Origin of the sequence: Zobellia uliginosa, from assembly GCF_900156625.1 — a bacterium.
In the GTDB taxonomy this organism is placed as follows: domain Bacteria; phylum Bacteroidota; class Bacteroidia; order Flavobacteriales; family Flavobacteriaceae; genus Zobellia; species Zobellia uliginosa.
This window is the reverse complement of sequence record NZ_FTOB01000003.1, coordinates 499,212-522,054: the sequence shown is the minus strand read 5'-3', so window position 1 is coordinate 522,054 and position 22,843 is coordinate 499,212. Positions and strand designations below refer to the sequence as shown.

At 42.5% G+C, this 22,843-nt stretch carries 24 protein-coding genes; 11 read left to right on the top strand and 13 right to left on the bottom strand.

Features of this window, described 5'->3' with window-relative positions:
• The first annotated feature begins 50 nt into the window (after positions 1–50).
• Complete coding sequence (locus tag BW980_RS10705; RefSeq protein ID WP_076455206.1) at positions 51–2,462, top strand: alpha-ketoacid dehydrogenase subunit alpha/beta; 2,412 nt, start codon at positions 51–53, stop codon at positions 2,460–2,462.
• Positions 2,463–2,607: 145 nt separating this feature from the next.
• Entirely contained in the window at positions 2,608–2,982 is a 375-nt protein-coding gene (locus BW980_RS10700) for a DoxX family protein (RefSeq protein ID WP_076455205.1), read from the top strand.
• Positions 2,983–2,989: 7 nt separating this feature from the next.
• On the opposite strand, the gene holA is transcribed toward BW980_RS10700, so the two are convergent.
• Positions 2,990–3,991 (bottom strand): DNA polymerase III subunit delta, encoded by a 1,002-nt coding sequence (gene holA, locus BW980_RS10695; RefSeq protein ID WP_076455204.1) that lies wholly within the window; start codon positions 3,989–3,991, stop codon positions 2,990–2,992.
• Between the two features lie 26 nt (positions 3,992–4,017).
• Here holA and BW980_RS10690 point away from each other — a divergent pair, with 26 nt between their 5' ends.
• The 3 genes from BW980_RS10690 (at position 4,018) to BW980_RS10680 (ending at position 6,431) form a co-directional block, all read left to right on the top strand.
• Positions 4,018–4,464, top strand: coding sequence for a type I restriction enzyme HsdR N-terminal domain-containing protein (locus tag BW980_RS10690; protein WP_076455203.1), 447 nt, complete (start codon positions 4,018–4,020; stop codon positions 4,462–4,464).
• 12 nt (positions 4,465–4,476) lie between these two features.
• Positions 4,477–5,478, top strand: a complete 1,002-nt coding sequence (locus tag BW980_RS10685) for a glycosyltransferase family 2 protein (protein WP_083690455.1) — start codon at positions 4,477–4,479, stop codon at positions 5,476–5,478.
• 104 nt (positions 5,479–5,582) lie between these two features.
• Positions 5,583–6,431, top strand: coding sequence for an OmpA/MotB family protein (locus BW980_RS10680; RefSeq protein ID WP_013995821.1), 849 nt, complete (start codon positions 5,583–5,585; stop codon positions 6,429–6,431).
• Between the two features lie 97 nt (positions 6,432–6,528).
• Here BW980_RS10680 and BW980_RS10675 read toward each other — a convergent pair whose 3' ends face one another.
• Positions 6,529–7,377: a DUF4249 domain-containing protein gene (locus tag BW980_RS10675; protein WP_076455201.1), complete on the bottom strand. Its 849-nt coding sequence runs from the start codon at positions 7,375–7,377 to the stop codon at positions 6,529–6,531.
• Positions 7,378–7,383: 6 nt separating this feature from the next.
• On the bottom strand, positions 7,384–9,792 hold the full coding sequence (locus BW980_RS10670) for a TonB-dependent receptor (protein WP_076455575.1): 2,409 nt from the start codon (positions 9,790–9,792) through the stop codon (positions 7,384–7,386).
• A gap of 247 nt (positions 9,793–10,039) precedes the next feature.
• On the opposite strand from BW980_RS10670, the gene BW980_RS10665 reads away from it, so the two are divergent.
• The 6 genes from BW980_RS10665 to BW980_RS10645 all read left to right on the top strand — a co-directional run bounded on the left by BW980_RS10665 (position 10,040) and on the right by BW980_RS10645 (position 14,453).
• The gene (locus BW980_RS10665) at positions 10,040–10,582 is read left to right on the top strand and encodes an RNA polymerase sigma factor (RefSeq protein ID WP_076455200.1); all 543 of its coding nucleotides are present in this window, start codon (positions 10,040–10,042) and stop codon (positions 10,580–10,582) included.
• Positions 10,582–11,121 (top strand): hypothetical protein, encoded by a 540-nt coding sequence (locus BW980_RS10660; RefSeq protein ID WP_076455199.1) that lies wholly within the window; start codon positions 10,582–10,584, stop codon positions 11,119–11,121. The genes BW980_RS10665 and BW980_RS10660 overlap by 1 nt, the downstream gene beginning before the upstream one ends.
• Positions 11,105–12,193: a DUF4097 family beta strand repeat-containing protein gene (locus tag BW980_RS10655; protein WP_175609879.1), complete on the top strand. Its 1,089-nt coding sequence runs from the start codon at positions 11,105–11,107 to the stop codon at positions 12,191–12,193. The genes BW980_RS10660 and BW980_RS10655 overlap by 17 nt, the downstream gene beginning before the upstream one ends.
• Before the next feature lie 619 nt (positions 12,194–12,812).
• Positions 12,813–13,481 carry a hypothetical protein gene (locus tag BW980_RS10650; protein WP_076455197.1) on the top strand — a complete coding sequence of 223 codons (669 nt, stop codon included), beginning with the start codon at positions 12,813–12,815 and terminating at the stop codon, positions 13,479–13,481.
• Positions 13,478–13,672 (top strand): hypothetical protein, encoded by a 195-nt coding sequence (locus BW980_RS22320; RefSeq protein ID WP_139327654.1) that lies wholly within the window; start codon positions 13,478–13,480, stop codon positions 13,670–13,672. The genes BW980_RS10650 and BW980_RS22320 overlap by 4 nt, the downstream gene beginning before the upstream one ends.
• A gap of 58 nt (positions 13,673–13,730) precedes the next feature.
• Entirely contained in the window at positions 13,731–14,453 is a 723-nt protein-coding gene (locus tag BW980_RS10645) for a head GIN domain-containing protein (protein ID WP_083690453.1), read from the top strand.
• Between the two features lie 7 nt (positions 14,454–14,460).
• On the opposite strand, the gene hisIE is transcribed toward BW980_RS10645, so the two are convergent.
• From hisIE to hisG, 10 genes are all read right to left on the bottom strand, one after another.
• Positions 14,461–15,060, bottom strand: coding sequence for a bifunctional phosphoribosyl-AMP cyclohydrolase/phosphoribosyl-ATP diphosphatase HisIE (gene hisIE / locus BW980_RS10640; RefSeq protein ID WP_076455195.1), 600 nt, complete (start codon positions 15,058–15,060; stop codon positions 14,461–14,463).
• 59 nt (positions 15,061–15,119) lie between these two features.
• Positions 15,120–15,875, bottom strand: a complete 756-nt coding sequence (gene hisF / locus BW980_RS10635) for an imidazole glycerol phosphate synthase subunit HisF (RefSeq protein ID WP_076455194.1) — start codon at positions 15,873–15,875, stop codon at positions 15,120–15,122.
• Positions 15,876–15,951: 76 nt separating this feature from the next.
• Complete coding sequence (gene hisA / locus BW980_RS10630; RefSeq protein WP_076455193.1) at positions 15,952–16,719, bottom strand: 1-(5-phosphoribosyl)-5-[(5-phosphoribosylamino)methylideneamino]imidazole-4-carboxamide isomerase; 768 nt, start codon at positions 16,717–16,719, stop codon at positions 15,952–15,954.
• 151 nt (positions 16,720–16,870) lie between these two features.
• The gene (locus tag BW980_RS22825; RefSeq protein ID WP_245800035.1) at positions 16,871–17,089 is read right to left on the bottom strand and encodes a four helix bundle protein; all 219 of its coding nucleotides are present in this window, start codon (positions 17,087–17,089) and stop codon (positions 16,871–16,873) included.
• Positions 17,090–17,167: 78 nt separating this feature from the next.
• On the bottom strand, positions 17,168–17,752 hold the full coding sequence (gene hisH / locus BW980_RS10620; protein WP_076455192.1) for an imidazole glycerol phosphate synthase subunit HisH: 585 nt from the start codon (positions 17,750–17,752) through the stop codon (positions 17,168–17,170).
• Positions 17,753–17,829: 77 nt separating this feature from the next.
• The gene (hisB, locus tag BW980_RS10615) at positions 17,830–18,966 is read right to left on the bottom strand and encodes a bifunctional histidinol-phosphatase/imidazoleglycerol-phosphate dehydratase HisB (RefSeq protein WP_076455191.1); all 1,137 of its coding nucleotides are present in this window, start codon (positions 18,964–18,966) and stop codon (positions 17,830–17,832) included.
• A gap of 19 nt (positions 18,967–18,985) precedes the next feature.
• Positions 18,986–20,035: a histidinol-phosphate transaminase gene (gene hisC, locus BW980_RS10610; protein ID WP_076455190.1), complete on the bottom strand. Its 1,050-nt coding sequence runs from the start codon at positions 20,033–20,035 to the stop codon at positions 18,986–18,988.
• Positions 20,028–21,317, bottom strand: a complete 1,290-nt coding sequence (hisD, locus tag BW980_RS10605; protein WP_076455189.1) for a histidinol dehydrogenase — start codon at positions 21,315–21,317, stop codon at positions 20,028–20,030. Before hisD ends, hisC begins: the two co-directional genes overlap by 8 nt.
• Positions 21,318–21,322: 5 nt before the next feature.
• Positions 21,323–21,757 carry a GNAT family N-acetyltransferase gene (locus BW980_RS10600; protein ID WP_076455188.1) on the bottom strand — a complete coding sequence of 145 codons (435 nt, stop codon included), beginning with the start codon at positions 21,755–21,757 and terminating at the stop codon, positions 21,323–21,325.
• 11 nt (positions 21,758–21,768) lie between these two features.
• Entirely contained in the window at positions 21,769–22,626 is an 858-nt protein-coding gene (gene hisG, locus BW980_RS10595) for an ATP phosphoribosyltransferase (protein ID WP_076455187.1), read from the bottom strand.
• Positions 22,627–22,843: the final 217 nt, after the last annotated feature.

Genomic DNA, 22,843 nt, shown 5'->3' with positions numbered 1-22,843 from the left:
TTGTAAAAATGCTTTCAGTTTGTTATTTTTGTAGAAACTCGATTTGCTTAATGGATATTTCGCCTAAAACTAGTAATGACATTTCGTTTGATGATTTTAAAACCCAAATTTTAAACGATTATAAAATTGCGGTGCTTAGCAGGACCTGCAGTTTATTGGGTAGAAAAGAGGTCTTGACCGGTAAGGCAAAATTCGGCATTTTCGGAGACGGCAAAGAACTACCGCAATTGGCCATGGCCCGATCGTTCAAGGACGGGGACTTCAGAAGTGGTTATTATCGCGACCAGACTTTTATGATGGCCTTGGGCCTAATGACCCCGAAGGATTTATTTCACGGTCTTTACGCCACTACCGATATAGAAAAGGAGCCTATGAGTGCAGGCCGTCAGATGGGAGGGCATTATGTCACCCATAGCCTAAACGAAGACGGCAGCTGGAAAAACCTTACCGAACAAAAGAACAGCAGTGGCGATATTTCGTGTACCGCAGGTCAAATGCCTCGCCTTCTTGGCCTTGCACAGGCTTCCAAAATGTATCGCAACCTGAACAATATAGATGCTTCGAAATTTTCCAAAAACGGTAACGAAGTAGCTTGGGGAACTATTGGTAATGCCAGTACCAGTGAAGGGATGTTCCTAGAGACCATCAATGCCGCGGGAGTACTACAAGTTCCCATGGTCATCAGTATTTGGGACGACGATTACGGTATATCGGTACCTGCCGAATACCATACCACCAAAGAAGATATTTCCGAAATGCTAAGCGGCTTTAAACGCACCGACGAAAAACCCGGCTTTGAAATGTTCAAGGTCAAAGGATGGGACTATACCGCCCTGATGCACGCTTACGAGAATGCTTCCGACATTGCTCGCGAAGAACACGTACCCGTAATCATACATGTTACCGAACTCACCCAACCCCAAGGACATTCCTCATCGGGTTCACACGAGCGCTACAAGAGTAAGGAGCGACTGGAGTGGGAAAAGGATAACGATTGCAACAAGCGTTTTCGCGAATGGATACTCGAAACCGGAATCACGACCGACGAGGAACTCAAAGCCCTGGAAAAAAGCATTATACGAGAAGTGCGTTCGGCAAAAAGGGAAGCTTGGTCGGAATACCTTTCCGAACACAAAACCCTAAAAAAGGAATTGGTGGTCCTCTTGGACCAAGTGGCTGCAAAAAGTCAAAACAAAAATTTCATAGCCAAGGTCAAAAACGATCTGATAGCCATAGAGGAGCCGATTAAAAAAGATTTGGCCGTTAGTTCCAGAAAAGCCTTACGATATGTTTTGGGCGAGTCCTTTCCCGAAAAGGAAGCCCTTCTAAAATGGACGAATACCTTTTTAGAGGAAACCCAACCAAAATACAGTGCCGATTTATACAATGATGGCCCCACAGGCGCCTTGAGTGTAAAAGAGGTAAAACCACACTATCCCGCCAATACGGAAAAAGTAGATGGCCGTATCATACTTCGTGACAATTTCGACAAGATATTTGAACAATACCCGAACACCTTGGTATTCGGGGAAGACAGTGGGACCATCGGTGATGTAAACCAAGGGCTTGAAGGCCTACAGGACAAGTTTGGCAAATTTCGCGTTTCCGATACGGGCATTCGCGAAACTACTATTATCGGACAAGGCACAGGTATGGCCTTACGCGGTCTCCGACCCATTGCCGAAATTCAATATCTCGATTATATCTTTTATGCCTTGGCCACTTTGACCGACGATGTTGCCTGCCTGCGCTACCGTACCTTCGGAAAGCAAAAAGCACCCCTTATCGTACGGACAAGAGGACACCGTCTTGAGGGTATATGGCACTCCGGTTCGCCTATGGCGGCCCTGATACACGCCTTGCGCGGTATGTATATCCTATCCCCTAGAAACATGACCCAAGCTGCAGGTTTTTACAACACCCTTCTAAAAACCGACGAACCCGCCCTGGTCATAGAAAGCCTGAACGGTTATCGGTTAAAGGAGGACAAACCTACCAACCTAGGTGAATTTTGCACGCCCATAGGAAAGGTCGAGACCTTAAAAGAGGGTAGCGATATTACATTGGTGTCTTACGGCTCTACCCTTAGGATCGTTATGCAAGCGGCAGACGAGCTAAAAGAAGTAGGTATCGATGCAGAGGTAATCGACGCACAGACCCTATTGCCCTTTGACGTGTACGAAGACACGGTAAAGAGCGTACAAAAAACAAATCGAATATTGGTCATAGACGAGGACGTACCCGGAGGCTGTTCCGCTTATTTGCTAAACGAAATCATCGAAAAACAAGGGGCCTACGCCTATTTGGATTCCGCTCCGCAAACCTTGAGCTCCAAAGCACATAGGCCTGCGTACGGTACCGATGGCGACTATTTTTCAAAACCCAATGCCGAAGATGTTTTTGAAAAGGTATATGCCATTATGAGCGAGGCCGACCCTCAAAATTACCCAAAATTACGCTAACACTTTAAGTATCAACCCAATTGACATACTACGCCCTATGGGCTAGGCCCTGCCTGCCCCATATTTGTATGGCATTTGTCGGAATGCATTTTGCCCAATTCGTAAAAAAGAATACTTTTATCTTTATTATAAATTGAAATCTACTATGTCTAACACACTTTTAAAGGATATCGGCCTTGCTTTCTTACGTATTGCCGCATCTTCAATGATGGCCGTTCACGGGTATGGAAAATTACAAATGTTGATCAATGGCGCTGACTTTGCCGACCCGATAGGTATTGGTTCCACCCCCTCACTATTTTTAGCCGTATTGGCAGAATTGGTTTGCCCTATTTTAATCATTTTCGGATTTAAGACAAGATGGGCGGCAATACCTACAGCAATCACTATGGCCGTAGCTGCCTTTATTGCTCATGGTGCAGACCCTTTTCAAAAGAAAGAAATGGCCTTGGTTTACTTGACCATATTCATAACCATAATGCTTGTTGGCCCCGGTAAATACAGCGTAGACAAAAGGTAAGTCCCCTTTATATAATTTTCACCAATAACTCCTTAAGTAAGTCTGCTTGGGACGGAACGTTGGCTCCAACACCCTTTCCCTGCATGTCCATCTCGCGCAAAGCAGAGATTACGGCACTTACTTTTTTCATAGGATAGTTACGTGCGGCCGTCTGAAATTCCCCCACGAAATATGGGTTGATACGTAGGGCACTCGCAACGCTCTTGGGCGAATGGTCCTTTAGGCCATGATACTGCAATAATTGGGTGAAAAACGTATTCAATAAGGTTATGGTCAACACAAAAGGGTTGTCCTTCGGATTCTGGGCAAAATAGGTGATAATACGCGTTGCCTTGAGTATGTTCCTTTCCCCAATGGCTTTTTTAAGTTCAAAGTTATTGTAATCTTTACTGATTCCGATATGCTCTTCAATATCTGCCGGGGTAATCTCACTCTCCTTAGGCAATACCAATTCTAATTTCTGGAGTTCGTTGTTGATGCGACTCAAATCGGTACCCAAATATTCGGTAAGCAAAATAGCGGCCTTGTGGGAAATACTATATCCCCTGCCGTGCAGGTTTTTCCTGATCCAATCCGAAACCTGGTTTTCATAGAGTTTTTTGCTCTCAAACAACACCCCGGCCTTTTGAACGGCCTTGTAGAGTTTCTTTCGTTTATCTAGCTTTTTGTATTTGTAACACACGACCAAGACCGTGGTCATTTGCGGATTCTCAACATAGGTGGTCAAATTTTCAATGGTTCGGACCAAATGCTGCGCCTCCTTGACTACCACGACCTGACGTTCGGCCATCATGGGGTAGCGTTTGGCATTGGCTACAATATCGTCTATGGTCACGTCCTTTCCATAAAGCACGACCTGATTGAAGCCTTTTTCTTCGTCGGCAAGTACGTTTTTCTCAATATAACTTGAAATGGCATCAATATAATAGGGCTCTTCCCCAAATAAAAAATAAATGGGTTTAATGGTGCCGTTTTTAATATCGGTAACTATGCGTTTTGCTTCATCCATCCAAAAAAAATCATCAAATTTGCGGAATGGTACCCCTTAATTTTCCAGAGTATAATTTCCGCTTCAAAAATAGCGAAAATAACGTGCGCATTTTTGACCGCATACGTAAAAAGTTTGTGGTATTGCAACCCGAGGAATGGGTAAGGCAACACGTGGTGAACTTTTTGACCTTTGAAAAGAACTACCCATTGAGCTTGGTAAACGTTGAAAAACAATTGGTTGTAAACAATATAAAAAAGCGATATGATGTCGTGGTGTTCAACTCCGATGGAAGTATCCGTATCCTGGTAGAATGCAAGGCTCCCGAAATTACCATTGACCAGACCACCTTTGACCAGATTGCCCGATACAACCTTGAACTCAAGGCCGATTACCTTATGGTGACCAATGGACTGGACCATTTTTATTGTAGAATGGATTTTGAATCAGAAAAATATACGTTTCTAAGGAATATTCCTGATTTTAGCCGTTAATTTGCCATCGTTTTGCGTATAGCCATAGTCATACTTAATTGGAACGGAGAGGTGCTTCTTGAAAGATACCTGCCCTCTGTTATACAATATTCGGAAGGTGCCGATATTTACGTAGTGGACAATGCCTCTACCGATGCTTCCGTAGCCTTTATTGCCGAGAACTACCCCACTGTAAAGGTGATTCAAAATACCGAAAACGGCGGATTTGCCAAAGGGTACAACGACGGCCTCAAAACTATAGACGCCGATGTATACTGCCTGTTGAACTCAGATGTAGAGGTTACCGAAGGCTGGCTGGCCCCTATAGAAAAAGCCTTTAACGACCATCAAGAAGTCGCCATCATACAACCCAAGATCCTAGACCTCATGCGTCAAGACCATTTTGAGTATGCCGGTGCCGCAGGTGGTTTTATCGACCAATTGGGCTACCCTTTTTGTAGGGGACGTATTTTTCAGGAACTTGAAAAAGACCAAGGCCAATACGACGATACCATAGAAATTTTTTGGGCTACAGGGGCCTGTATGTTCATCAAGAAAGAAGTGTTTTGGGACCTAAACGGTTTTGACGAAAGCTACTTTGCCCATCAGGAAGAAGTCGACCTGTGTTGGCGGGCCAAGAACCAAGGCCATAAAGTCTTGTACGTTGGCGCCGCTAAGGTATATCACTTAGGAGGGTCGACCCTGAGCAACATGAACCCCAAGAAAACCTACTTGAATTTTAGGAACTCGCTCTTCTCCATTACCAAAAACCTACCTAGAAAGCAGGCCTTCGTTTTGATTTTTATACGATTGTTACTAGATGCCGTAGCGGCTTTACGCTTTGTATTTCAATTGAAATTCAACCACTGTTTTGCCATTTTAAGAGCGCATCTCAGCTTTTACCGCCAATTTAGAAAAATGTACAAAAAACGTGAAAAGGCTAATTTTATCCCAAAATACTACCTAATAAAATCCATTGTATGGCAGCATTTCGTACATCATATAAGTAATTTTAACAATTTAGTAAAAGATTAACTAATTTTACAAATGGTAGATTTGGCGATTATATAATTTTGTCCCTTATTACGGTTATCAAAAAAAATCAAATAACAATCATTAAATACTTAGTAACTCTCATTATGAAAAAATTAATTTTAGGCTGTTTAGGAGTGACCATGTTGTTGTCTTCTTGTGTATCTCAAAAGAAGTATTCCGATTTGGAGGCAAAACATAAAGAAGCGCAGGATCTGTTGAATTCGGCCACAGTAAAATTGAACGATTGTTTAGAAGAAAAGGCAACCGCCAGTTCTAGACTAAAAACCCTACAAGATCAAAATGCATTCTTGAAGGCGAACAATCAAGAGTTGATAAACAATATGGGTAACTTGACCACCTTAACTACCAAGGGTGCCGAGAACCTTGAAAAGTCTTTGGAAAGTTTAAAGGAAAAAGACCTTACTATCCGCAAGCTTCAAGATGCCATTACAAGAAGGGACTCCGTAAACCTTTCTTTGGTACAGAGCTTAAAAGGAGTGTTGGGTAACCTAGACGACGAAGACATTGAAATCAGTGTTGAAAAAGGTGTTGTTTTCGTTTCTATTTCCGACAAATTGCTTTTCAGCAGCGGAAGCTACAACGTAACAAGAAGAGCTAAGGAAATTCTTGGTAAAGTTGCTCAAGTAGTGAACAACAAGCCTGATTTCGAATTCATGGTAGAAGGTCATACCGATGACGTACCTTACAGAAGCGGTGTTCTTTTAGACAACTGGGATTTGAGTGTAAAACGTGCTACTGCAGTAGTTCGAATTTTACAGAACGATTACAATGTTGATCCCAAGCGTATGACCGCAGCAGGTAGAGCTGAGTTCATTCCTGTTTCACAAACCGAAAAATCGAAAAACAGAAGAACCCGTATCGTTGTTCTTCCAAAAATCGATCAATTCTACAGTATGATCGAAGAGGGTATGAAAGACCCTGCGATCAACTAAGTTGGTTTGAACGGTATAAATAAAAACCGCAACCCTAGGGTTGCGGTTTTTTTATGCCCTGTAGTTTCAAACTTTGCCGTGCAAACGGCAGGAAACCCTATTCGAAAGTATAGTCGACCTTCACTACTTGGGTCACCCTAAAATAACCATAGGCATAGTTTTCGGGGTTGCTAAGGTTTACACAGTTTCCTTTGACGGCAACAGGTGTAGCATCGAACATACCCATACCCCCGATTTGATTGACAAGAATTTGCAAGTAGCTCCTATAGGCCTGTGAAATGGCATAAAATTCTATATGAAGCACATCACCAGGTTCAAAGGCCTCCGTTTCTTCCGTATCATCGTCTTCCTCGCTCTCGTAATACCAGTCAATTTCATTTCCGTTTACGAACTCATCGTCGAATTCTTCAAAAACCGGCAACAGTTCATCTTGCTTTTGAAACTTAAAAAAATAGCTATTCCCCTCTTCCTCCGGGTCTTTAAAGACCATGTTGACCTCTAGGTCATCTTCACTAAAACCATCATCTCTCGATTGCCCTAGAATGGTAAGGTCGGGTACGGCGTTCAGGGTTTCTTGGGCCGAATAGGTTTCCCCATTATAAATAATTTCCAAAGAATACGATTGCCCCACAATTGGCTCGAAGGCATTGGTGGTATATGTACCATCGTTTTGGTCCTCAAATATAAATTCGGTCCCATTGCTATCATTTATCACTTTTACAGACGCCCCTGTGACCTCCGTATTGGAGGTGGTATCGAAAAATTCGGTAGAAGTTCTTAACCGTATGGTCTGCTCATTTCCTAAAGTCCCCTTTTCCCAATCAAGGGAAGCCTCGACCGTTAACCTTGTCGGTGCCGATTGTACGTCTACATCGATGACATCGGTACAGGAAAAGGCCAATACCGCCAAAGATAAAAGGCTTATGATTTTTATGTGTTTTTTCATAATATTTTAGAATTTGAAATTATACGTAATTGAGGGTACAATACCGAAAATGGCGGTTCGGGTAGCTTCATTGGCCCCGGTTTCCCGGTTCTGCCCAAAGGAAACAGAAGCCGCATTCTTACGGTTGTACACGTTATAGATACCGAGGACCCATTCACCTTTCCAACGATTTTCAGGTTTGCGGTTCGGCTTATAGTTTACGGAAACGTCCAAACGGTGATACGATGGCAAACGGTCTGAATTTCTAGCAGCATAACTCGCCACCGAAATCCCTTCGTATTCATATTGGCCGTTCGGATAGGTTACGGGCCTTCCGGTCTGGAAAACAAGATTGGTTCCAAAACTCCATTTTTCGTTTAACCGATAGGCCCCGGCCACGGAAACATCATGGGTACGATCATAGGAAGTATTGTACCACTCCCCATTGTTGATGCCTAGGCCTCCTGCAGCTCCGCCAGGCGTACGTTGTTCCGACTTGGAAAGGGTGTACGCCAACCATCCGGTAAGTTTGCCTTCGTTTTTACGGAGCAACACTTCCAATCCGTAAGCCCTACTTTCCCCTTTTAAAATTTCGGTTTCGATCGTATTCTGTCCGATAAGGTTGGAGCCATCGATATAATCAATACGATTGTCTACCGTCTTATAGTAAGTTTCCACTTCCATGGAATAGGCCTGTCCCTTAAAATTCCTAAAATAACCCAGTGCATATTGGTTAGAAAGCTGGGGATCGACATACTCACCGCTTGGCGTCCAAACATCTACCGGGGTCACTGCCGCGGTATTCGACAACAAGTGGACGTATTGTGCGGAACGCGAGAAACCCGCTTTTACCGACGAAGCCTCGTTCAATTGATAGGCAAGTGAGACCCTCGGTTCTACATTTCCAAAAGTTTTCATCGATTCGCCTTTATCATAAAAGGTTTCCCCGATAGGACTTCCACTCTCATAAATCCCCAGAACGGAATTGTAAACCACGGGTAAATCGTTGGCGTAGTGGGTTATGGGCTGCCCCCCTAGCCTATTGAAAGCACTATACCTTAATCCGTATTGGGCCGTTAGATTTTTTGAAAGCTTATGTTCTGCGTTTATATAGAGTCCGCTTTCAAAGGCCTTCTTACGGTCTAATGACAGTGGGTTTATATCGGAACTATCACTGGTCGGCTTTATTTGCCCCGGGTCAAAATCATAATATAGGCCACTGGCCCCAAAATCGAGTTTAAACTTATCGCTGAAGTAGTATTTTAGATCATACTTTAAATTGTAATTGGTAATCGAGGCCACCCACACAAAATCTTCCATGGTAAACCCTAGGTCGTAGTCATATTTACTGATAATGGCCGACATGTTCGAAAACAGTCGGTCATTAAAAATATGGTTCCATCTCAAGTTTCCCGAAGTATTGCCATAGCTACTATCAAAGATATTTCCGAATTTGAGCACATCACGACCAAAATATCCCGACAGATACAATTTGTTCTTATCGTTCAGACTGTAGTTGGTCTTCAAGTTCAGATCGTAAAAACTCGCACTGTTCTTTTCCCCTGCCGCCTTTAGCAAGAGGTGTGCATAAGAGGTTCTGCCCGCTACCAAAAAAGATCCTTTATCGCCGAAGATAGGCCCCTCTGCCGCCAGTCGGCTCGAAATAAGTCCGATTCCACCGGTCAAGGCGAAATTCTTATTGTTCCCGTCTTTTTGACGGACATCCAGTACCGATGATACACGACCTCCGAAACGTGCGGGTATGCCCCCCTTATACAATTTGATATCCTTTATGGCATCGGCATTGAATACCGAGAAAAAACCGAACAAGTGCGAGGTATTGTAAATAATCGCCTCATCTAAAAGTACCAAGTTCTGATCTTGCGCCCCCCCGCGGACATGCAAACCTCCCGTACCTTCACCATTATTGGTGACCCCAGGAAGCATTTGCAAGGATTTTAAAATATCGACTTCCCCCAAAACCACCGGCATCTGTTTTACGGTTCCGATATTCAATTTTGAAACGCTCATTTCGGGTTTTCTCAAAACTGCCATTTCCGGTTCATCGGCAGTGACGACCACTTCTTCAAGCTCGGTAGAATATTCAGAAATCTCAAAATCGAGTTTTTGGTTTTTGTCCAAGCTTACCTCTTGATACATTTCCGAATACCCCATATAGGAAATTAGCAATCGATAGTTTCCCTTTGGAGCGGTAATGGAATAGAATCCATACTCATTGGTAACCACACCGATGGTCGTTCCCTCTAAAAAAACAGAGGCCCCAAAAAGGGTCTCTCCGTCCTCCTTATCACTTATCTTACCACTAATGGTAAAGTTTTCCTGTGCTATACCAGATGTCGTTACCAGCAATACCAACAGACCTCCCAAGGCATTTAACCACCTTTGTCGAACACTAGAATTTACTTTTCTTCTCATTTTACTTCTTTTAATTTTGATTAATGAACACCCCAATGGACAAGAAAACTTCAAGAAGGTTGCACAATTTTTCATTATTCGTTGAAATACCAGGTTTATAGAGGTTTTTTTAGGACCTAAACAGAAGTAGATTTGTTTATTCATACTTTAGCAAAAAAATATTCCCTCCCTAATGCAACCTTAGAGCCATTTGCTTGTCTTTATCATTGAAACCGAATTTAGAGCTCAATCAACCCTCTTAAATTAATTGGAAACCGAAATCCGTTTTACGCATAGGTCACTTGTTGAAAGCAGCAAGTCGGGCGATAGAAACTCACAGTACCAACTGTACGAGCTCTACGTGGATGCCATGTACAATATCGGCATGCGTTTTTTGGGAGTGAAGGAAGATGCGGAAGACATTGTGCAAGACAGTTTTGTAGATGCTTTCAAAAACCTGCACAAGTTTAAGTATGAATCGACTTTTGGGGCCTGGCTCAAACGGATCGTAATCAACAAAAGCATTAACCATTTAAAGGTCAAACGCTTACCGGTTACAGCAATAGACGACCACGAATACCATTTAACGGAAGAAGAGAACAATGAAGCGGTAGAGGCCGTAGATATTCAAAAAGTAAAAAAAGCAATTGATATCCTGCCCCTAGGCTATAAACAAATTATTAACCTGTATTTGCTCGAGGGATACGACCATATGGAAATAGCCGAGGTATTGGGCATTTCCATCTCGACCTCAAAATCGCAATACCACAGGGCAAAAAAGAAACTCGTTGAAATTATAAACACTTTATAATGGACAATTTTGAAAAACACATAAGGGAGAACAGGGCCGCCTTCGACGACCATAAGGCAGACCGTGCCAAGCTCTGGGCGAACATAGAGGCCGAATTGCCCCCATCAAAGCCAAAAACAATTCCCCTTTGGAAATCGCCTATACTTCGCATAGCCGCAAGTGTACTGATTATCTTGGGGATTTCCGGACTTATAGGCCTTTCGTTCTTAAACGGATCGACCGAGGAAAACAGCTTCGTATCAAAAGAACTACAGGACATTGACATGCACTATAAGGGATTGGTCGCTTACCAAGTGCAATTGGTGCATAAAAACGAACAACTGTCAGAGGCCGACAAGGCCGAATTCCTATCCTTTATGGACGAGCTCGATGCCGAATACGACACACTGAAGCTCGAAATGCAGAACAACCTCGATAACGAACTGGTACTCGAAGCCATTGTTTCGAACTACAGAAAGCGCATAGAGCTTATTGAGAAGCTATTGCACCAGCTCAACGAATCAAAATTAAAAGATGATGATTATGGATACACTTTATAAAAAACTGCTCCTTTTTGCTGCAGCGATGGTCTTTGGCCTTCCGGTCATGGCGCAGGAAAAGGTATCTAAAAAGGTGACCAAGACTTACGGGCTCACCAATGCCGGTGAACTACATCTAGACAACAAATACGGCAATATCAATATCTACGGATGGACAAAAAATGAGGTGTCGATTACAGTGAACATTACCGTCACCCATAAAAAACACGACAACGCACAAGAGCTTTTAGAACGCATACGACCTATACTCCGCAATAGCGAGAACTTTGTTTCCGTCGGCTATGAAATCGGGGAAAATAGCTCCGGGTTCTTTTCGACCCTTTTCGACAAGGCCAATCCCTTCGATTTTGACCGAAGCAATGTGCAGATCGACTATAAGGTGTATATGCCCGAAAAGGCCGAAGTAGAAATCACCAACAAATTCGGTGACGTCTTTATCGAAGATTGGATAGGTGTTTTAAAGGCGGATGTACAACATGGCGACATGTGGATCAATGACAACCTGAACAAGGCCGACATCAACTTGAAGTACGGAAAGCTCAGGGCCAAGAACATCAATTACGGTAACCTTGACCTAAAAAACGGTGGATTGGATATGGATGATTCAAAAAGCATGCGACTCAATAGTGCCGGAAGTGAAATCGACATCCATTCCGTGGAATCATTAGAGTTCTACTCGAATAAAGACGAAGTTGATATAGAGGAAGTCAGCACCCTATACGGCATGCTCCGATTCAGTAATCTTCGCTTAGGTCACATGACCAAAGACATAGACCTTATTTTAAAAATATCGGATTTTAGCATAGAGCATATAGCAACACCTAAAGGCAATATCTCCATCGAGCAAGAATCATCGGAGGTAAGCCTGAACATCACGGACTTCCCCCATCAATTTACAGCAGTACTCGAAGAAGGCTTGGTACGCCTGCCGAAATCATTCCACGATGTAAACTCCCATATGCTGGATAAGGGAAAAAAGCTACGGGAAATCAAGGCCGTTTACGGCAAGAAACCAGAAGGACGTATTTCTATCACAGGTAAAAAAGGCGTGGTTTTGTTGAAGGAATTATGAGTACCAAGTATTCAGTACAAAGTGGGTAGCGATGAGTACAAAGTATGGAGTAATTAGTAATGAGCGCTCAGCACTTAAAATGCAACACCCGACTCCTTGCACTTTTTACTTCAAACCAAACACGGGTATTCAAAAATGAAATAAGCCCGTAGAACTTCTTTTACGCCATGTGGAAAGGAGAATAATGCTATATCACCCCATCACGTTAAAATAGAATTTAACTGCTGCTTCTATTTTAGGTGCGATAATTCCAATATATGAGAATGATTTAGGGCAATGATTATTCGTGTACATAACTTCTATTTTATAGCACAAACGAGATTGTATTTAACATAAAAAAGTATGTGAACAGCCAAAAGACAGTCTTGTTGAACGTTCAGTTTTCCCGTTGCGCCACCACGGGTGGAATACGATTCAAATGAAAGGGAGAATCACTTGCAAGTATTTTAAGGAGCTTAGATAAATGGGACACCAAAGACCATTCACAAAGGAAATAAGGTCAATAACATATGGTTAGAAAGGGTGCTAAAATTATTTTTTTTCAAAAAAAACCATTTTAAATGCAACTTTTTCGGGCTTCCGTTGTCTATTAGGTAAATCAATCGAAAAACGAACAGTAATGAAATCACTTAAAATGAGTCTCCTTCTATTAACTTTAGGGGCTACCTTTTCAAGTTTTGGTCAAGATGAAACCGATGAATACCTAGAATTCAACGACCGTAACAATGTGGTACACGGGGTATATTTAGGTCTCGACCTTGGCCTTGGGGAAATAGACGGCGAGCCCTCATACACTGGCGGACTAAAAGTCGCCTATGTAGCCAACCAACAATTTGAGGTTGGTTTTGCAGCCACTTTTCTTTACTCTGAACAAGATGTCTTTAACAATAGCCTTTCCCGTAACGAAGATTTGATCGGAGTGTATGGTGGACTTCATCTAGAACCCATTTTCTTCAGCAAGAAACGTGTAAACCTTTCTTTCCCCCTTTTATTAGGGGCCGGGGGAGTCGGTTATATTGAAAACAACTTCTATGATGACGATTACTATGAGGAAGAACTTACCGAAGACGATTTTGATGTGGTCTTCGTTGCCGAACCTGGCGTAAGTGCCCTCTTCAACATCTCCCGCTATCTACAATTGGAAGCGGGCGTAAAATATCGCCTTTCAAGCAGAATAGAACTTCCCCCAACGCGCACTACCCGTATCAATGGCTTCTCGGCCGGATTGGGAATCAAAGTCGGCATCTTCAATATGGGCCGCAACCGCTACAAAAAGAACATTCAATGAAAACAACTCAAAAAAGAATCTGCTCACATTGCCATGACGTTATCGAAACACAGCATGTGTTCAGCGAAAACAACCAAGTGTTTCTGAAGAACAACTGCAGCAACGATTCCTTAGCTGAAGAAGAATGGTCGCCCATCAACTTTCAGTGGATTCCTGTGGTACAGTTGCAAGAACGTTTAACCCACGTTTAAACAATTACAATTCATCAACCCGCTTGCCAGAGGCAAGTACTAAATCAATCAAAAAAAAATGCGAACAAGAAAAACAATAGTCGCCATGGCCTTGGCCTGTGCAGTTTTGACTTCCTGTGATTACGAACATGTTAGGGCTTCCAATGAAGTTAGCACCAAAGATCTATCCCTTTCCGATTACGACGCATTAAAGGTTTCAAATGCCTTTAATGTTTTTGTTAGCTTTTCAGACGATGAAGAGCGCATCCGTATAGAAGCAAACGACAATTTACACGACCGTATCGTGGTAGCCCGCGAAGGTAACAAGGTCATCATAAAATTAAAAAAGTACACTACCGTACGTGGAGATGTTACCCTAAAGGCTTTTATCACTACCAAAGACATTCACGAATTTGACCTTTCGGGAGCCGCAAGCGTTACTTTAGAGACGCCATGGGACATTCAAAGAGGCGAGATTGAACTATCTGGGGCCTCACACTTTACCGGGGAAGTTATAGCCGACAAATTAGAGATCGATATGAACGGTGCCTCCAAGGCCGATATCTTCGGAAATGTACAATCGGTCTATGCCGACCTTTCAGGAAGCAGTGACCTTAGGAATTACGATTTTGAAATCGAACGCCTGAATATTGAACTCTCGGGTGCGAGTGAAGCCTTCCTTACGGCGAACGAATCTATCGATATCGATGCCACGGGCGCCAGTACCCTCAACTACAAAGGCGATGCGGTCATCAACCATAAAAGGTTAAAGGGAGCCTCACAACTAAAAAACAGAAACTAGCAAACGACTATTTGTGCCGTTTTACCAGTTCCGCTTCTATATCTTTTAGGGTAAATCCTTTGGCCTGAAGTAGGATCAGGTAGTGGAAAAGTAAATCGGCACTTTCATACAAGAAGAGCTCATCATTGGAATCCATGGCCTCTATTACGGTTTCCACCGCTTCCTCCCCTACTTTTTGGGCTATTTTATTGATTCCCTTTTCAAATAAGGAAGCCACATACGATTTGCTTGAATCGGAAGCCGTACGGCGTTGTTCTATAACTTGTTCCAGTTGTGAAAGAAAACCGAAATTAGACGTGTTCTCTTGGCTCCAGCAGGTGTCGGTACCTGTATGACAAGTAGGCCCTTCAGGCTTCACGGAAACCAAGAGCGTATCATTGTCACAATCGTTTTTGATGTCTACCAAAATCAAAAAGTTTCCACTCTCTTCCCCTTTGGTCCACAATCTATTTTTAGTACGGCTGAAGAAGGTCACCTTCTTGGTCTCTCGAGTTATATCAAAAGCCTCTTGATTCATATACCCCAGCATCAAGACGTTCTTGGTAACCGCATCTTGAATAATGGCAGGTACGAGTCCGTCTTCGTTTTTGTTGAAATCTATTTTCATTTTATATGTTTTTTTATCTGTCGGATGGGTCAAGGTTGATGAACAGGTCTAATCGAGACCTACAACCGTACCGGAATACCGTGTTCTTTTAATTCTTCTTTTAAATCTCTAATACCGATTTCCTTAAAGTGAAAAACACTGGCCGCAAGGGCCGCATCTGCCTTACCTTCTACAAAGGTATCGGTAAAATGTTGCATATTGCCCGCTCCTCCCGAAGCAATTATCGGAATGTTCAATTCCGTGCTTAGTTTACTCAAGGCTTCGTTAGCAAAACCATCTTTGGTACCATCATGGTCCATTGAAGTAAAGAGGATTTCACCGGCGCCCCTTTCTTCCACCTCTTTGGCCCATTCGAACAGTTTACGTTCCGTGGGTACTTTTCCCCCTACCAAATGCACTATCCACTCCCCATCGATTTGTTTGGCATCAATAGCCACCACAATACACTGTGAACCGAACTTGGCCACCAAGTCATTGATCAACTGTGGATTTTTTACCGCCGAAGAATTGATGGATACCTTATCGGCACCATTCTGCAATAGGATGTCTACATCTTCGACTGAAGAAATACCCCCTCCTACGGTAAAAGGAATGTTCACCTTTTCCGCTACGTGATATACCAATTCGGCCAAGGTCTTTCTTTTTTGTTCGGTAGCCGAAATATCTAAAAAAACGAGCTCATCGGCTCCTTCCCTACTGTATATCTCCGCTAACTCCACGGGATCGCCCGCATCTCTTAAATCGACAAAATTAACGCCCTTTACCGTTCGTCCGTCCTTGATATCCAAACAAGGGATGATTCGTTTTGCTAACATATTTTAAAATTAGAACTTGAAAAAAGGATTTTAAAAATTCCCTCCTCTCCATTCATTATCGTTATTGCCTTTATTCTTAATTGCCAATCTTTAAAATAAAATCTTCCAGTTGTTTTAAACTGATCCGATTTTCATAGATGGCCTTTCCTATAATGGTTCCTTCACAACCCATTTCCGCAAGTCTGGGAAGCTCGTCAAAGGTAGAAATACCACCACTGGCAATCAATTTCAATCCTTGGGTCACCTTTCCCCCTATATCACTCATACTCACTTTGCATTGCCCTAAAATCTTCTCATACAAATCAAAGGAAGGCCCTTCAAGCATACCGTCTTTGGAAATATCGGTACAGATAACATAGGCGATTCCTTTTTCTTGGTAGGATGTTATAAAGGGAATCAAATCTTCCGTAGACTCTTCTTGCCAACCTGAAACGGCCACTTTTTCATCCTTGGCATCGGCACCCAGAATAATTTTTTCGGCCCCATACGTCTGTATCCATCCCGAAAAAGTGTGTTTATCCTTAACGGCGATACTTCCTCCGGTAATCTGATCGGCCCCACTCTCAAAAGCAATTTGCAAATCTTTGTCCGATTTGAGCCCCCCTCCAAAATCGATTTTTAAAGAGGTTTTCGATGCAATCTGCTCCAGAATTTTATGATTGACGATATGATGGCTCTTTGCGCCGTCTAAATCTACCAAATGCAAGTATTGAATTCCGTGCGCCTCAAATTCCTTGGCTACCTCCAGCGGGTTCTCGTTGTATATTTTTTTGGTATCGTAATCGCCTTTTGACAAGCGAACACATTTTCCGTCTATAATATCTATTGCAGGGATTATTCTCATTCTATTTATTAGGGGTTAGTGTTAAGTACGAAGTGTTTAGTTCTGGGATTATATTTTATTAATTCAAGCTTTTCCGTAAAGCATAGTTCATTTTCATTATTTCATTACACTTTTTAATTAAGGGCTTTACGCCGTCCTTCTTTACAAATTTTTATCGATGTACCAATATGGGTTGTGTTTCCAATTCAGATGTGGAACCGTTGGCTATACCTAAAAAGAGCCTGACTTCCTTTTTCGAGTTTCTTCCTGCTCCCTTGGATATATTAGACGGAATAGAAATACTACTTCTCTTAATTTGCGAAATCAAAGCAAATTTTTCGTCATTCGGCAATTGTTTTATCAAGAGATAAACATCTTCCTCCAAGTCCATCGTTTTTTCCAAATTTTTAAATCTTCACATCTATTCATATATGATACAATTTAACAACTAAGCTCTTCACCCTATTTACTACATACCACAGATAAAATTCTTAAGAATCTTCTCTCCTACGCTACTGCTCTTTTCCGGATGGAACTGGGTGCCATAAAAATTGTCTTTGGCCAATGCGGCGCTGTATTTTATACCATACTCCGATTCCGCTATGGTTTCATCACACAATGGGGCATAAAAACTATGAACCAAATAGATGTGTTCTTTCTCCTCGATGTCTTTAAATAGTCCCGATTTTACATTGGCGATTTGATTCCAACCTATTTGTGGTACTTTCACCGCATTCGAAAACTTGACAACATCCACATCAAAAATACCCAATCCTTTGGTATTCCCCTCTTCTGACGAGTGACACATGAGCTGCATTCCCAAACAGATGCCCAAAACAGGCTGCTTTAAATCGGGAATGAGTTTGTCCAACCCACTTGCCCGCAGTTTGGCCATGGCACTACTGGCCTCGCCCACTCCTGGAAAGATTATCTTATCGGCAGATTGTATTTCTGCAACATCGTGGCTGAGAACGGCCTCGTAGCCCAAACGCTGAATAGCGAATTTGATGCTCTGAATATTCCCTGCCCCGTAATTTATGATTACTATTTTCATTTATTTCGTATTGAATGTCAAGTAATGAGTACAAAGCGAATATTAAAAAACTTAATACTTTATACCCACTACCCATTTTAAAGAACCCCCTTTGTACTAGGCAGCACCATTTTTTCCACATCACGTTTTACCGCCATTTTAATGGCCTTGGCAAAAGCTTTAAAAATCGCTTCTATTTTATGATGTTCATTTATTCCTTCCGCTTTCACGTTCAAATTCGCTTTAGCCCCATCGGTAAAGGATTTAAAGAAGTGATAGAACATTTCGGTAGGCATATCTCCCACCATTTCACGTTTGAACTCCGCATCCCACACCAGCCAGTTACGACCACCAAAATCTATGGCGACCTGAGCCAAGCAATCATCCATAGGAAGACAAAAACCATAGCGCTCAATTCCCATTTTAGAACCTAGGGCCGTATGAAAAACCTCTCCTAGGGCAATGGCCGTATCTTCTATCGTATGGTGCTCATCGACCTCAAGGTCACCATCTACCTTGATTTCCAAGTCCATTTGACCATGACGGGCCAATTGATCCAGCATATGGTCAAAGAATGCCAATCCGGTTTTGATGTCGCTCTTACCGGTACCATCAAGGTTTAGATGGATATATATATCGGTCTCATTGGTTTTTCTATGGGTTTCGGAAACCCGGGCTTCCAATTTCAAAAATTCATATATCTTCTCCCAATCATTGGTTTCCAAGGCAATGACAGAATTCAATTCATCTCGTTTTACCGTGATCTCTCCCGTTCCTAAATTGGTATCATCATTAATAAAGATGCCCTTGGCCCCTAAATTTTTGGCCAATTCAATGTCGGTCAACCGATCACCGATAACGAAAGAATTCCTTAGATCATAATCTTCTGAAAAATACTCGGTCAGCAAACCGGTACCCGGCTTTCTAGTGTTTGCATTTTCATGCGGAAACGTGCGATCTAAAAAGACCTTGTCAAAAACTACACCTTCGTTTTCAAAAGACTTCAATATAAAGTTATGAACAGGCCAAAAGGTGTCTTCGGGAAAGACGTCGGTACCCAAGCCATCTTGATTGGTGATCATTACCAATTCATAATCGAGTTCCTTGGCTATTTTTCCTAAAAAGGTAAATGCCTTAGGGTAAAAAATCATCTTTTCGAAGGCATCGATCTGTTCATCAACGGTCTCCTTAATTATGGTACCGTCCCTATCTATAAATAAAACTTTTTTGGCCATGGTATTACTATCTTGATCTTTAGGTTAGCTTGTTAAGCACTTCTATTAATTTTTTGTTCTCATCGGGCGTACCCACCGTAAACCGCAAGGTATTCTCGCAAAGCGGTTGGGTGGTTCGGTTGCGCACCACAACGCCCTCTCCCAATAATTGCTTGTAGCGTTTATTGGCATCGTCTACTTTTGCCAGTACAAAATTGGCATCGGAAGCATATATTTTTTCTACAAACGACACTTCACGCAAGACTTCAAGTAATCGCTCCCTTTCATTTAGTATATTGGTTACTTCGTTTTTTACGGAAGCCAAATCAAGAACCCTTTTCAGCGCTTTTTGCTGTGTGAGTTCGTTGACGTTATAGGGAGGTTTTATTTTGTTGACCGCGGCTATTATTTCCTTGGATGCGATACAAATCCCTAAACGGATACCTGCCATTCCATAGGCTTTTGAAAGCGTTTGGGTAATGACCAGATTGGGAAACTCCCCTAAACGGGAAACCCAACTTTCGCTCTTTGCAAAATCGATATAGGCTTCATCGATAACCACCAGCCCCTTGAAAGCGTTCAACAAGCGAACAATCTTTTCCTCACTAAAAACATTCCCCGTAGGGTTGTTCGGCGAACATAAAAACAAAAGCTTCGAATGTTCATCTACCCTTTGCAAAATAGCTTCTACATCAGGTTGAAAATCTTCCGTCAAAAGAACTTCGCGGTTTTCGACAGTATTGATACCTGCCAATACTTGATACATCCCATACGTTGGGGGCAAGGAAATAATATTGTCAATTTTAGGCTCACAGAAAGTCCTGAATATCAAATCCAATACTTCGTCACTCCCGTTTCCCAAAAGGATGTTCTCGGCAGTAATCCCTTTTTGTTCGGCCAAAACGGACTTTAATCCGCGTTGTTGGGGGTCGGGATAGCGATTCACCCCATTCTCGAACGGGTTCTCGTTAGCGTCTAAAAACACCATCCGAGAGCCATCGGAGACATATTCATCACGGGCGGAACTATAAGGACTCAGTCCTTTTACATTCTCCCTTATCAAGTTCTGTATATTAAACTCCTTATTCATTGTTCAAGCTATTAAGTCGTAAAGTAACCGCATTTTTGTGCGCCTGAAGTCCTTCGGCCTCGGCCATAATCTCTATTGCGGCACCAATTTCCTTAATTCCGGCCTCACTGATTTTCTGAAAAGTCATACTCTTCATAAAACTATCTAAATTCACACCACTATACTGCTTGGCATAGCCGTTGGTGGGCAAGGTATGATTGGTTCCCGAAGCGTAATCACCAGCACTTTCCGGTGTATAATTTCCTATGAAGACAGAACCCGCATTCTTAATGTTGTCCACAAAGAAACCTTCGTTTTCCACACAAACGATGTAATGTTCTGGCCCATAGGTATTGATCAAATCATTTGCCGTTCGGTCATCCTCCACATAGATCAACTTACTATTGGCAATGGCCTTTTCGGCAATCTCTTTTCTCGGCAGCTTCTGAAGTTGTTTTTCAACCTCCTTTTCAACTGCATCGATCATATCTTTTGAAGTGGAAACCAAAATAACCTGACTGTCCACGCCATGCTCTGCCTGACTCAATAAATCGGAAGCCACAAAAGCGGCCTTGGCCGAATCATCGGCAAGTACCAACAATTCACTGGGCCCGGCCGGCATGTCTATCGAAATCCCATGCTTGGTAGCAATTTGCTTGGCCACGGTAACGAATTGATTACCCGGGCCAAAAATTTTATATACCTGCGGAATGCTTTCCGTACCGAAGGTCATGGAAGCAATCGCCTGTATGCCCCCTGACTTGAATATTTTCGTCACCCCACATAAATTGGCCGTATAGAGAATCGCAGGATTGATCTTCCCTTCTTTGTTCGGGGGCGAACACAGAATCAATTCTTCACAACCCGCAATCGTAGCTGGTACGGCAAGCATTAGAATTGTTGAAAACAAAGGCGCCGTACCCCCGGGAATATAAAGCCCTACCTTTTGAATAGGCCTCTTTTCTTGCCAGCACTGTACCCCATTGGCGGTTTCTACGCTCACCCGTTGAGTTTTTTGGGCCCTATGGAATACCTCTATATTTTTTTTGGCCAGCTGGATGGCCGATTTTAAATCTTCGGAAACCAAGGTGTTGGCCGCTGCTATTTCCTCTTTCGAAACCACGATATTTTCGAGTACCACACCATCGAACTTTTCGGTGTATTTCCTTAAAGTGGCATCGCCATTCGCCCTTACTTCCTTAAAAATAGCCTCTACGGTCTGTTCTATATCGGCTACGGTCTGGGTCGGGCGCTCCAATATACGGTTCCACTCCGACCTGTCAGGACTATAAATCTTTTTCATTTTTCTTAATCTAAATTCTTGATCATATGGTATCCTAGGGCTTCAAAACCATGGCGCTGCCAAAACTTGAGTCCCTTTTCATTTTCTAAATAGCAATTGAGTTCCAAACTGGCACAATCTATACTTTTTCCATACTCGGCAAGCCAATTCATCATTAGTGCCCCAACTCCCCTACTACGGTACCCTTCTTCAACGAACACATTATCAAGTTCAATATGCTTTCCCTTGTATAGCTTTTGCAAAAGCCAAATACCACAGCAAGCAATCAGTTTATCACGGTCATAGACCCCTAGACACTCATAGCCGCCCATGGTCAACATAGGCTGCAAACGGCTTTTCAACACTTCTACGGAAAACTTCCCCTGATTCAGTTTATAGATCAAGGGTAGAATCGATTCCATTTTATCATAGGGAATCAACCCTAGTTTTAAATCGCCCATCCTTGAATCGGTTAAAGCACCATCTTTTCGATCGGGCAAACCAAAATACCCTCTGCCCCGGCCTGCTTCAGCTCATCGATCACATCCCAGAACTTATCTTTGTTGATTACCGTATGAACCGAACTCCACCCTTCTTCCGCCAAGGGCAAAACGGTAGGGCTACGCATCCCCGGCAAGAGCTGCAATACCTTTTCCAACTTGTCGTTAGGAGCGTTCAAAAGCACATATTTCGATTGACGTGCCTGAAGAACCGACTTGATACGAAACTGAAGTTTCCTTAAGATCTCTTTTCTTTCTTCCGATATTTTCGGGGAAACCGCCAAAACGGCTTCGCTCGTCAACATCACTTCAACTTCTTTTAAATTGTTTTTAAAAAGCGTACTTCCACTGGAAACAATATCACAGATACCATCGGCAAGGCCGATGTTAGGCGCAATCTCCACAGAACCGTTAATAATGTGCAAATCGGCATTTACCCCTTTTTCCTTCAAATACTTTTTGACCGTATTGGGGTAGGAAGTCGCAATACGCTTACCTTCAAAATCTTGAACCGATTTGTATTTAACGGATTTGGGTACCGCCAAGGACACCTTACATTTTGAAAAACCAAGTTTTTCGGCTATTCCTATATCCTCGCCCTTTTCAATAAGTACGTTCTCGCCAATAATAGCAATATCTACTACCCCATCTCTTAAATATTGGGGAATATCACCATTACGAAGGTAAAATGCTTCTAGCGGAAAATTTCTTGCCGAGGCCTTTAACTGGTCTTTACCATTATCGATAGATACACCGCAATTTTTTAAAATCTGCAGGGAATCTTCGTTCAACCGACCCGATTTCTGAATAGCAATTCTAATTTTTGTCATTTTCTTCTTTTGTTAGGTTTAAGCGACCAAAAGAGTTCTAAAAATAAAACCCGCTTGATTGCTCAAACGGGTTTTTAATATTTTGTAATACTACAATACATCTTTACCTCGCCTGAGAGCCAGTGTAAAAATGATGATGTGTATTTCTATTTTTCATTACGCGGTAAAAGTAAAAGGTATTTTCCATTTCACAAAACAAAAGTTTGAAATGAAACAA